General features: G+C 37.9%; 12 protein-coding genes. 2 read left to right on the plus strand and 10 right to left on the minus strand.

Annotated elements, in window-relative coordinates; genetic code table 11:
* Positions 1 to 23: 23 nt before the first annotated feature.
* The 10 genes from flgK to PVA17_RS14765 all read right to left on the minus strand — a co-directional run bounded on the left by flgK (position 24) and on the right by PVA17_RS14765 (position 9,823).
* The gene (gene flgK / locus PVA17_RS14720; RefSeq protein WP_132360530.1) at positions 24 to 1,565 is read right to left on the minus strand and encodes a flagellar hook-associated protein FlgK; all 1,542 of its coding nucleotides are present in this window, start codon (positions 1,563 to 1,565) and stop codon (positions 24 to 26) included.
* A 49-nt stretch (positions 1,566 to 1,614) separates the two neighbouring features.
* Positions 1,615 to 2,115 carry a flagellar protein FlgN gene (locus PVA17_RS14725; protein ID WP_132360528.1) on the minus strand — a complete coding sequence of 167 codons (501 nt, stop codon included), beginning with the start codon at positions 2,113 to 2,115 and terminating at the stop codon, positions 1,615 to 1,617.
* Positions 2,116 to 2,142: 27 nt separating this feature from the next.
* On the minus strand, positions 2,143 to 2,403 hold the full coding sequence (gene flgM, locus PVA17_RS14730; RefSeq protein WP_132360526.1) for a flagellar biosynthesis anti-sigma factor FlgM: 261 nt from the start codon (positions 2,401 to 2,403) through the stop codon (positions 2,143 to 2,145).
* A gap of 402 nt (positions 2,404 to 2,805) precedes the next feature.
* Positions 2,806 to 3,219 (minus strand): TIGR03826 family flagellar region protein, encoded by a 414-nt coding sequence (locus PVA17_RS14735; RefSeq protein WP_132360524.1) that lies wholly within the window; start codon positions 3,217 to 3,219, stop codon positions 2,806 to 2,808.
* Positions 3,220 to 3,518: 299 nt separating this feature from the next.
* The gene (locus PVA17_RS14740; protein ID WP_274068101.1) at positions 3,519 to 4,109 is read right to left on the minus strand and encodes a ComF family protein; all 591 of its coding nucleotides are present in this window, start codon (positions 4,107 to 4,109) and stop codon (positions 3,519 to 3,521) included.
* Positions 4,106 to 5,473 carry an ATP-dependent helicase ComFA gene (locus PVA17_RS14745; RefSeq protein ID WP_274068102.1) on the minus strand — a complete coding sequence of 456 codons (1,368 nt, stop codon included), beginning with the start codon at positions 5,471 to 5,473 and terminating at the stop codon, positions 4,106 to 4,108. Before PVA17_RS14745 ends, PVA17_RS14740 begins: the two co-directional genes overlap by 4 nt.
* 208 nt (positions 5,474 to 5,681) lie before the next feature.
* Entirely contained in the window at positions 5,682 to 6,524 is an 843-nt protein-coding gene (locus tag PVA17_RS14750; protein WP_274068103.1) for a DegV family protein, read from the minus strand.
* 398 nt (positions 6,525 to 6,922) lie between these two features.
* On the minus strand, positions 6,923 to 7,468 hold the full coding sequence (locus PVA17_RS14755) for a nuclear transport factor 2 family protein (protein WP_274068104.1): 546 nt from the start codon (positions 7,466 to 7,468) through the stop codon (positions 6,923 to 6,925).
* A 496-nt stretch (positions 7,469 to 7,964) separates the two neighbouring features.
* The gene (locus PVA17_RS14760; protein ID WP_132360514.1) at positions 7,965 to 8,639 is read right to left on the minus strand and encodes a response regulator; all 675 of its coding nucleotides are present in this window, start codon (positions 8,637 to 8,639) and stop codon (positions 7,965 to 7,967) included.
* A 35-nt stretch (positions 8,640 to 8,674) separates the two neighbouring features.
* Positions 8,675 to 9,823, minus strand: coding sequence for a sensor histidine kinase (locus PVA17_RS14765; protein ID WP_132360512.1), 1,149 nt, complete (start codon positions 9,821 to 9,823; stop codon positions 8,675 to 8,677).
* A gap of 156 nt (positions 9,824 to 9,979) precedes the next feature.
* Here PVA17_RS14765 and PVA17_RS14770 point away from each other — a divergent pair, with 156 nt between their 5' ends.
* Both PVA17_RS14770 and PVA17_RS14775 read left to right on the plus strand, forming a co-directional pair.
* Entirely contained in the window at positions 9,980 to 10,615 is a 636-nt protein-coding gene (locus PVA17_RS14770; RefSeq protein ID WP_132360510.1) for a YigZ family protein, read from the plus strand.
* A gap of 136 nt (positions 10,616 to 10,751) precedes the next feature.
* Entirely contained in the window at positions 10,752 to 11,813 is a 1,062-nt protein-coding gene (locus tag PVA17_RS14775; protein WP_132360508.1) for an LCP family protein, read from the plus strand.
* The last annotated feature ends 530 nt before the right edge of the window (positions 11,814 to 12,343 follow it).

Consider the following 12,343-nt stretch of genomic DNA (forward strand, 5'->3'; position numbering starts at 1 on the left):
ATCTCCTCTCAGTTAAGTGGCTACTATAGCCCTACTCTTCCCATACCGTTGATGATTTTATCTAATGTTTCATCTACCACTGTAATCATACGTGCATTGGCATTGTATGCTTGCTGGAATGTAATCATATTAGTCATCTCTTCATCTAAGGAAACTGAGTTCATTGAATTACGACGTTTTAAAATTTCCAAATGCATTGTTTCAGAGTTGAATGCACTGCGTTCAGCTTCCTGTCCCTTAACCGCTAAGTCTCCCACTAATGATTTATAATAGTTTTGGAATGTACCTTTCTTTAAGTTATCTTGAGCCTGCGATTGCAGCGCTGCTAACTTACGCATGTTTCCGTTATTACCTTCCTCACCCGCCGTATCGGATACAGCTACTTGCTTCGGATCTGTAATAACTACCTCAAAATCCCGTGCAGTCGTCCCAGAGAAAAAGTTCTGACCCGTGCTATCATCTAAACCAAAACCTTTACTATGAACTTCATTAAATTTTGTTATAAATTCATTTGCTAGTTTATCTAAATTAGCAAGCATTTCTGGATAAGTACCTTGTCCACCGCTATGTCCATACGCATCAATCAATGCACGTAATGTACCTTTACCAGGGTCCATTTTACTGTAATCTATTGCGATTCCAGTCGCTGGATCTCCCGGTGGCTCGCCAATATCAGAAATTTTAATTTCCTTAAAGTTAGCATAGCTCCCTGTCGCTTGATCATCTACATCACCATCAATGCGCCGATCGTTCGTGTCCATCGTTGCAAGTGCAGCATATTGTCTACCATCCACTAATTTAATTGGAGTACCGTCTGCTGATACATATGTAATCGTCATTGAACCTTCAGCAACATCTTTTGCTAAACCACCTGATTTTTGCAATGAAACCGTTACAGGAATATATTCATTTAACTGATCTACCAATACATCACGTGCATCATATAAATCATTTGGCACATAACCACTCGGCTCAACTTCTTGAATTTGTTTATTAAGAGCTGCAATTTGTTTAAGAATTGAATTCACTTTATCCGTCGATACATTAATTTCATTCCCGATATTACCTTGGATCTGTTTTAGCTGTCTATCCATATATTTAAAGGATTCAGCAATTGCGATTCCTTTTGAAATTAATACCTGACGTGCAGCTGTATCTTTTGGATTGTCAATAACATCTTCCATAGACTTCCAAAAGTCTGTGAATGATTGGTTAATACCGAACTCTGAAGGCTCTGACATGATATCTTCCATCTGCGAAATCGATTTTGCTGTTGAATCCCAATAACCTAACTTATTCGTTTCCTGGCGATATTGTCGATCGGTAAATTGATCGCGGATGCGTTGAATCGAGCTTACTTCTACCCCTGTTCCAAGATGTCCTGGATAGACAGGTTGATTTAAGCCTGGACTTGGAAAACCAGGAGTTGCTTGCATATTTGCTCGTTGGCGAGTGTAACCTAATGTATTTGCATTGGAAATATTATGTCCTGTTGTGTATAAAGCTGTTTGTTGTGTAAATAAACCACGTTTACTAGCTTCTAAGCCCATAAATGTTGAGCGCATTCTTTTTCCTCCCTTAATAACCGTTTTTCAGCAATTGATTGCTTAAAAACTATGCTTGAGAATCGAAATATGATTTTTTTGCCACTGTATTTGTGCCACGAACCTCATTGCCAGAATAGTTGATTTGCTCAGGACGAGGTTGTAAAGCGTCCAATGTAAAGTTGACAAATTGTAGTGATTGGAACACTAATTTTTGATTTAAATCATTTTGGTTTTTTAAGTCGTTGATCATTTGCAATAATCGATTGCGTACTGCTGAGAGCGTATCTTTTTCAGTTTGTTGTTCAGCAGCCTCGATGACATCAGCGACAGTTGCTTTGTCAGTTGAAGCAAGTCCTTTTGCTTCAAGGTAGTCCGTTACCTGTTTCTGACGCTGTTGCTCGAGCTTATCGATGGCCGCTACATGCGCCTGCTCATCCTTGAGCATTTGGTCCAGTGCTTCGATATTCCCAACTGTAATGATTTCAGTTTTTTTAATGGCTAGTTCAAGTAAGCTTTTATGCATTCTTTCTAGCTTTGTTAATGTAGAATAAATCGCTTCTGTAGACATTTTGCTAAGCACCCTTTCTGATATTCCTTAGAAACGATAATATTTCAGCATATCTTCTGCAACTTTGCGAGCGTCTACTTTGTATTCACCAGAAGCGATATCTTTTTTTAGTTGTTGTACGCGTTCTGCACGCTCTGTGCTGTATGTTGAAACTCCTTGCATCTCCTGTGCAGTCTTTGAAATTTCGATTTTATCTGCGAAGGATGCTTTGTTCGTACTTGATTTTACATTGCGCACCTGATTTTTATAGGCGTTTACTGCATTAATCCCATAAGATGTAATTTTCATTTAATCCCCCCCTATCTAAAAAGCTTATCTTCCTATTATTTCGGATTGTCTCACATAATGTTAAGTTTTCAAATATAAAAAAGTGTGCTAATTTTGTTTAAAATTAACACACTTTGGATCTAGCAATTATGCCTCGGCATAATTGCGTCCGTGCTTAGGCCTGCGTGATACAGGTTAGATAGCCGTTATCGCATGGATACGATGATTTTAGGCTAACATTCTAAATTGAACTCCTTCTGATTCCATTGGTCACTCAGTCGTTGCTGCTGTCGCTTCGCTTGCGCAGATAAATTGCCACAGGACGTGATGTTCTTAAACTGAGTTCCTCTATTTCAGCGAATGTCTTTTATACCGAAGGCGTAGCGACAGGTACAGGTATTTGGACACTCGCGCTGAAAGAAGTTAACGTTTTCGTTCTGCGTGATATGTTACACGATCACGTTCTGCCACACTGTCACGGAATTCCTTTGCCGCTTCAAATGTACGTAAATCCGCCTTCAATTCATCCTGACATTTTGTACAAAGCTTGCCTGTTGTCGTTAGGTGACCACAGTTATCACATGGATAGCCAAGATTAGGGAACATCGCAGTTTGCAAGCGACCTTTACGTACCCATTTGTACAATAACTCCTCTTCAGCTCCAGTTGCTTCAACAATACGTTCTACTGTCGCAGCACGGTTTTCACGTTTACGTAAAAAACGGTAAACGATTTGATATAAGTCCTCTTCAGATTGCGCACACTTATGACATACTTCTCTGACCCCTGTATAATTAAAAAACTCATTACATTTCGGACAATTACGAACCTCTGCCATCTTTTCTTCCTCCTCTTAAATCAATTGTGCCTTGGCATAATGGTAGCTGACGCTTTGCTTTCGCTACAGATAAACAATGCGTCCGGATTTTGAATTATGCCCGCACAATTCAAAATCTGTGACATCCGCCGGAGGCTTTATTTTCATTCAGTAGGTATCTAGGAACCCACTGAAAAGTGATCACATCCACATTCATCTCCCTACTTTCATAAGTGGAGATCGTTTTCTGAATGAAAGCAATAACTGCTAGAACGAATCTTATTTACTCGTAATCTATTATACACAATGCATTAGCATTTTCATCCATTAATTAGTGTGAAGCTTTTGACATTTCTAGCACCCGCATTCATTAAAATCTCGGTAGCATGCTGCAAAGTGGTTCCTGTCGTTTTTATATCGTCAAAAAGAAGATATTCTTTATGCTCTACATATGCTCCAGTCTTCAGACGGAAAAGGGGAGCTGTTTGAATGCGTTGCTCTCTATTTTTGGAGCTTTGTGTTTCTGCCGTTGTCTTTTCTAAAAGTTGTATAAAAGGAATAGTAGCAGCCTTTAATAACTCCTCCGTATGTGAAAAGGTACGCTCCCTTTGTTTAGTGGGATGCATTGGAATCGGTATAATGGTCGCTTTTTCATACTTCAATCGTGCATGTAGCTCCTGCCGAAATACTTTCGCAAGTGCTACATCCTGAAGAAATTTATAGTGATGCAAATAATCTTTCATCGCATCGTTATAGTGGTAAAGTGCTGTTGCTGTTGAGGAATATTCAAATCGAGCCGAGCATCGATCACAAATGGTTGATTGAAATTGTTTAGTTAAAAGTATTTCCCATGAAATTGCAGATGGCAAAGGCTGTGAGCATAATAAGCACAGTGTTTCAATTTTATTCATTGTGAAAATCCTTTCTTATTATAATAAAGAATTTTAGTACGCGCATCATCCATTTCAATCGTAATGCCATGGTGAAAAAATACGACGTCTCCATCCGAAAAATCAGCATTTCGCCCAACTCGCCCAGCAATTTGTATAAGTGCACTAGAAGTGAAAATGGTTGACTCTGCCCCAATAACTGCAACCTGTACATTCTTTATCGTAATTCCTCTTTCTAATATGGTCGTTGTCAGTAAACCCGGAACTTCTTCATGGCGTAGTTTAAGCACTTTTTCTTTACGATCAGGGTCTTCCGCATGCACCGCCATGATGCTTCCATCTAATAACTGAAAAAGAGGCGTAGCTATTTTCATTAACTCTACTTTCGAGAAAAATAATAGAAAAGGCTCTTTTCGTGCAAGCCGTTCCTCTGTCCATCGTTTTAGCTTTCGCGGGATCTTCCCCCGTTTTAAGCTTTTTTCATAGTTCCATAGAGAATGAAATCGAGGGACCGGTAATGGACGGTTATGATAGCGCTTTGGAATAAATGAATAGCTTTCATTTTGATACTGAGTCAGTAATTTATGTGAAGGTGTTGCTGTGACCAACAATATTGGTGCGTTTTCCGATTTAGCCTTTTGCACAGCGCTTTGTAAGGTTTCATCAAATGTATAGGGAAACGCATCAGCTTCATCAACAATCATAACGTCAAACGCTCGTTCAAAACGATATAGCTGATGAGTTGTAGCCAATACAAGCTGTGCATAGCCCTCCTGCTTCGGTGATCCACCATATAGTGCATGGATTATTGTTTGCGGGAAAACTGTTTGAAAACGTGGATATAACTCTAGCACTACATCTGTACGAGGCGTAGCGATACATACCCGTAAGCCCTGCTCTAACGCATAATGTACGGTTGGAAAAAGCAGTTCTGTTTTTCCTGCTCCACATACCGCATTCAAGAGATGAGAACGTTGTGCTTTAACACTTTCTAACATTTCATTTGCCGCTTGCTGTTGATGCACTGTAAATTGCCCTGCCCATTTGAGTGAATGCTTTCTTGTTCTAATGGCACGAGGGCCTGTCCAAATCATCAATTGCGTACAGCTACTCACTCTGCCCATTTTTAGACAATGTCTACAATATACACATGGCTGTTGGCACTTTGAACAATCAAACGTTGTAAATTGCTGTGGATCATCATTATGGCAACGATTGCATTTTAGATGTGGCTCTTTTTGAATCCCTTCTATTACATTGAAATACTTGTGATTAATTGATTTCTCGATATCTTTCTTTGAAAATGGGGTATGCTCCTTTAACCAAATACGTCCTTCATGAAAATCTCGTAATTTAGGTGGCAATAACCAACCTTTGTACTTCATTGCTTTGCTCCTTTCACGTGGGTGTTTTTATTAGCGATTCTAGCAGGTTTAGCAGCGATATTTATGGGTTTACCAGCGATTCTGGTACTTTTAGCGGCGATATTCACAAGTTTACCGGCGATTCTCTGCTTACCCAGCAATACGGATATGCCCTTAAAATAAAAAAACAGCCTCTACAAATTTGTTGTAGAGACTATCTCATTTACTATTATTTTTTTGTCCAGCCGAGCCCCATTGAGCCTTCACCTAAGTGTGTGCCAATGACGGGACCGAAATAGCTTAGTTTAAAGTTAACGCTCGGGTAGGTTGCTGCTAGTTGTGCTAGCCATTCTTCTGCTTCAGCCTGGCAATTGCCGTGGATTACGACAGCGTCTAGTGCTTCATACTTTTGAACATCCTCAGCTAGTAGCTCCTCCGCACGCTTTAATGCTTTTTTACGCGTACGAATTTTTTCAAAAGGTACAATAACCTTGTCCACAAAATGCAGTACTGGCTTTACTTGTAATAAGCCGCCAATTAATGCCGCTGCTGAAGACAAACGTCCCCCACGTTGTAAATGCGCTAAGTCATCTACAATGAAGTAAGCACGAATCGATTGCTTCATGTCCGCCAATGAAGCGAGAATTTCTTTTGCAGAAAAACCTTTAGCCGCCATTTCAGCTGCTCTTAGAGCGTAAAAACCCTGTACCGCACAGGATATTTCACTATCAAAAGCGTATACATCAATGTCTTCCACCATCTCACCTGCTTGAATTGCACCTTGGTATGTTCCACTGATTCCACTTGATAAATGAATAGATATTACTTCATCATACTCTTTTGCTAGCTCCTCAAAAAGAGAGACAAATTCTCCAATTGGGGGCTGCGTTGTTTTTGGGAATTCCTTTGCCCCACGTACTTTATCATAAAATTCAGATGCTGTGATATCTACTTCTTCTGCAAATAGTTGCCCTGAGATATTAACACTTAACGGAATCATATGAATGTTTAAGCGTTCTCGTTCCTCAGCCGGAATATATGCAGTACTATCTGTTACGATTGCTGTCCTCATTCATGTCCACTCTCCTATTCTACATAGTTTACAATAAAAAGAAATGAATGTGAAATGAATTACGACATTGCGTAATCTCGTCAGAATGTCGAATAGTGGTCAGTCCTCTTCCCTCTTTCAACATTCTAGACATCTGCTAAATTGATAACTTAGCGTCCATTTCACATTCATTTTCTATGTATACGGATTTATCTTCGTTTAATAAATCTTTCTATTAAGTAAAGGCACATCACCATAAATTGGGGTGTGATCTCCGTTCCAGCTAGGCAAGTCCAATGAGTCGTTGGGCGCGATGCTTTTTGCCTTCGTTTCTCTATCTAGCTTGCTGTTGACGCTAATTTCAGAAAATCACCCAACCTCAACTCTTAGTGATGAGCCCGAATGAAGATATCCTCATTTTATTTAGTTGATTCAGTATAGAAGACGCTAGTGACCTTCCAGAGTCCATCTTCTTTGACGAATACTGTAACTTGTTGTCCTGCACTTTCATGCTTTACATTTGTTGCAGTTTGTACAAAATGCGATGTTATATTTGAATAGACCTGTGCTTCATTTTCGCTATATTTTATAATCGTAGTATTTTTCGCATCTCGTTTAACGTCTGACTGTTTAAATACATCTGTAATGTAGTTCTTTTCTCCTTCATAATCGAAACCTTTTGGATTCTTTGAGAGCGTTTGCATATAACGATCAATTTTTTTTGAATTGAGAGCTGCAATATATTCATTAAAGGCTGCTACTATCGCTTTGTTTTCTTCAACTGGGATATTTTCTGCCTTTGTTATTTTCCCACTATTCGTTTCAAATCCGACGGTTCCATCATCAATGATTTTTTGTCTTTCTTCTGCACTCATTTCATCATCTTTTTTATTACCACAGGCAGTTAACACTAATGTAGTTAACATTAATAAGGTAAAAACTGCTAGAAAACTTTTTTTTAACATCAAAAAACCTCCCGCGCATATTGTAGCATATAAATTCCGTTGTAGGAATTTTGTTGTGCATTTTCAACATTTAGGCGTTACATCTTCCTTATGACGCCCATGGTTTTAAAATGTTGCACTATTTATGTAATCACTATGTATAAATTGTTACACCTTTAAACGACATTTGGATAACGTGGGTTTCTTTTCTAATAGGTGTAGATATTACAGAAATCTTCTGTGGACAGCGCTACGATTTCGCCCTCAATTATGCCTCGGCATAATTGCGTCCGGAATCTGCTTTGTGGCACAAGCTGATTCCGTGACACATACCGACCTGATGAAAAGTAGCTTATATCTGCATTCATCTCACCACCTTAGAGGCGGGAGGCTTCTGTAGCGTACGCTTTTACTTTCGGTACAAAGACATTTGCTGAAAGAAGGTAAAAAAACTGCTTTAAAAACTACTAAATAAAATAGTAGCCTTTAAAAACAGCTTTAATTTCAATATATACTATTAGCGTACTTCAACCCAACCATTTTTAATGGCTGTAACAACAGCTTGTGTACGGTCGTTTACATTCATTTTTTGTAAAATGCTTGAAACGTGGTTTTTAACTGTTTTTTCAGAAATGAACAGTGTCTCACCAATTGTACGGTTAGATTGTCCATCTGTTAATAATTGTAATACTTCACATTCACGTTTCGTTAGTAAATGGAATGGACGGCGAATTTCTGTTTGATGGAAGTTACCTTTATTTTCATGCTCAGAAAGACGACGGAATTCAGCTACTAAATTTTTAGTTACTTTTGGATGTAGGTAAGATCCACCATTCGCAACTACTTTAATGGCCTCGACAATTTCGTCAGCATCCATCTCTTTTAGCATATAGCCAAGTGATCCAGATTTCAGCGCGTGTGTTACGTATGTTTCATCATCATGAATGGATAACATAATAACCTTCGCATCTGGGAATTCACTAATTAATTCTGCCGTTGCCTCTACTCCATTTTTCCCCGGCATATTAATATCCATTAGTACAACATCTGGTTGATTTTCAGCATATAAAGAAACCACATCTGTACCATCGTCACCTTCTGCTACTACGTCAAATGTATCTTCAAAATCTAAAATACGTTTTACTCCTTCGCGGAATAGCTGGTGATCGTCTACAATAATAATCTTCGTCATTTGTCTTTACCCCCTAAAATTCTCCAACAATCGTTTTACTCTACTTCTAACGGAATTTTAAATAACACCGTCGTACCTCGATTTATCTCGCTTTTAATTGAGATCGTCCCATCCAAAATTTCGATACGTTCTTTCATACCTAAAATCCCAAAAGAATGGTCTTTAACCTCCTGTGGATTGAAACCTATACCATCGTCTTTTACAACGATATTTACGGCATCTTTCAACCACTCCAGTCTTACCCAAATATCTTTACATTTCCCGTGCTTCATGGCATTTGTTACACATTCTTGCACTAATCGGAAAATAGATACTTCATAATTTGATGGTATACGCTTTTCGGTGCTTCTCGATTGGAAATGAACTTCAACACCAGGATTATATTCAGTCACTGTCGATAAGTATTTTTTTAATGTCGGAACAATCCCCAAATCATCAAGTGCCATTGGTCTTAAATCATAGATTATACGTCGCACCTCAGATAAAGCATTACGCACCGTTTTCTTTAAATCAGCAATTTCATCTAAAGCATATTCAATGCCTTTTTCACGATACGTCCTGTCTATTAAATTAGTGCGCATTAGTACATTTGCCAGCATTTGAGCAGGTCCATCATGAATTTCCCTAGATAGACGTTTGCGTTCCTCTTCTTGTGCTGCAATAATACGTATACCAAAATCTTGTTTCATTTTTGCTTGTTCTAGTGCTAAACCAACATTTCTTAAATCTGAAGTTAAGTAATTCAAAACGACATTTACTTGATTGACAATATGATCTGCACGTTCAATCGTATCGAGTAACGCTCTTAATCTTCTCTCTAAATCATCTCTTTTATCACGTAGTTGCTTTTCTTGTGTTCTAATAACGGAGAGCTTCACTTGAAAATCATGCGCGGTTTCATATGCTTCTCTAACTTGATCTTCGGTATAATTATCAAAAGCTTTACTCACTAACACAAGTCTTTGCTTAGCAAGCTGTGTACTCTTTTCTAAAGCATCGCCTTCATCAATAACAATTGAAACTTGTTTTCGAACAATTTCTAGCTCTATTTTCATATCTTCGAAACTTCTTCGGCTTTGTTCGCTTATAATAAAGATATCATCTTTTGAGCTCATGATTGTTTCTAACATTCGATTAAATATGTCATCAAGCGACTTTAAATCGAAGGTATCATTTGAAAACATAGTATACTCCCCAGTCTAATGTCTTATGATTACTTACTATTTCAATAGACCAATTACATAGTCTACATCTATTATAGCATTCCCATGTTAAAATTTAATGCTTTTTCTTTATGAAAATTATAGAATAGAACTCTACTTTAAAGGAGATTGATACTGATGAGAGAAAACTATTTAACTGTAAAAGGATACGGAGAAAGTGAAATTGTTATTTCAAAATCTCGTTTCCTTACTTATATAGAACGTGCAGAAACGGAAGAGGATGCAATTTCTTTTATTGAACGCATAAAAAAAATGCATCATAATGCAACACATAATTGTTCAGCCTATATTATTGGAGAACATGATCATATTCAAAAAGCAAACGATGATGGGGAACCTAGTGGCACAGCTGGCGTCCCTATGTTAGAAGTCCTAAAAAAACAAGGGTTAAAAGATACGGTCGTTGTCGTCACACGCTACTTTGGTGGCATTAAGCTTGGCGGTGGCGGTCTTATTCGTGCGTACGGAAAAGCGACAACAGAAGGATTACTTGCTGCTCAAGTAGTAGAACGCAAGCTTCACCATTTTATGAACATTTCTATTGATTACACATGGTTAGGTAAAGTAGAAAATGAAATTCGAGGTTCTTCATATACTTTAGAAGAAATTCGCTATTTAGAAGGCGTCGAAATTATTGTATCCGTATTAAAAGAGGAAGAAGAACAGTTTCAAAACTGGGTAACAGAAATGACAAATGGACAAGCAAACATTACTTTTGAGAAAGCTCAATTTATTGAATTTGTTGTAAAATAAATAGTTTTAATTGTCGAATACTAAATATCCATAGTATAATTTTAATATTGAGCTATTTTATCTTTTACGCATATTCTAAAATTACTGTGTTTAATCGCTTTATTATTCCCAAAATTCAGAGGAGAATATATTAAAAATGAAAAATAGAATTAAAAAGCAAGGCAAAAAGAGGTCGTCTAAAGCCTCCCTAATTATAAAGATTTCCCTTCTTCTTGTTGCTAGTTTACTAATTTGCGCAACTGCTTATGGAGTATATATTACGAAGCAAGTAAAGCATGCAGCTGACTCAGCACACGAAGAATTAAAAGGGCGAGACATTTCTGCACTTCGTAATGAGAAGGTAGAACCAGTACACGATAATGTTTCAATCCTATTTGTCGGTGTTGATGATAGTGAAAATCGCGGGCAAGGCTCTGACCACTCACGTTCGGACGCTCTTATTCTAGCAACATTAAATAATAAAACAAAAACAATTAAAATGTTGAGTATCCCTCGAGATTCATATGTATATATCCCTTCTGTAAAACATAAGGATAAAATTACTCATGCACATGCCTATGGTGGAACAATTTCAACAATTGATACAGTAGAAAAACTATTAGATGTGCCAATTGATTACTATGTTCGTATGAACTTTAATGCGTTTATTGATGTTGTTGATGCATTAGGTGGAATTGAAGCAGAAGTACCGTACAAATTACACGAAAAAGACGAATTCGATCGCAATGCCATCAATTTAGAGCCAGGTTTACAGCATTTAAACGGAAGTCAAGCACTTGCACTAGCAAGAACACGTAAGCAAGACAGTGATATTGAACGCGGCAAACGTCAACAAGAGATTTTAACAGCGATCATCAATAAAGTTTCTTCTGTAGGATCCATTACAAAGTACGATGATGTCATTAGAGCACTTGGTGATAACATGAAGACAAATATGACATTTAGCGAAATGAAGTCATTCCTATCTTATTTATCACAAGGGATGCCACGTATCGATTCTTTAACATTAGATGGTACAGATGATATGTCTACTGGTGTTTACTACTATCAACTAAATCGAGAATCAGTTGATGAAATATCACAAACGCTAAAGAACCATCTTGACACTAATAAAGCATCTAGTAGCTTAACGAATAAACATACTAATAAAGATAACGCTACTGGCGAAGATTCAACAGATAAAGATAGCACTCAGTAACTATAAAAGCCTTTCCACTTTATATTTGTGGAAAGGCTTTTTGTTATGGCATGATATTTCGTGATGTTTGCTTAAGCGTGGAAATTATTGATTGGAGCACTTATTGACCTGGGTGGTTTACCTAAGCGGATTTCCCTCAGCCTATCTGAGTAGTTTTCGTCAAGTCCATAAAATTGTAAAAAACTCTATACAAAGTTTTTCACAGCTGACTTTAATTTTTTTCAAACTGTCCAGCTTATATTGGGTATGGCTGCTAAAAGTATTAGTTGCGCCGCTAACCAAGCTAGGTACGCCGCTAAATACCGAATTTTCGTTGCTAATCAAGTTAAGAACGCTGCTAAATACCGAATTTCCGCCGCTAATCAAGTTAAGAACGCTGCTAAATACCGAATTTCTGCCGCTAATCAAGCTAGTACGCTAACAAGTCCACTCAATCGAGTAGGAGGGAGTGATTAACTCCCGACCTCTCACACCACCGTACGTACGGTTCCGTATACGGCGGTTCAACTAAGATCAATAACGCAAAGTTT

It is taken from the genome of Lysinibacillus sp. CNPSo 3705, assembly GCF_028674935.1.
Taxonomy (GTDB): domain Bacteria; phylum Bacillota; class Bacilli; order Bacillales_A; family Planococcaceae; genus Lysinibacillus.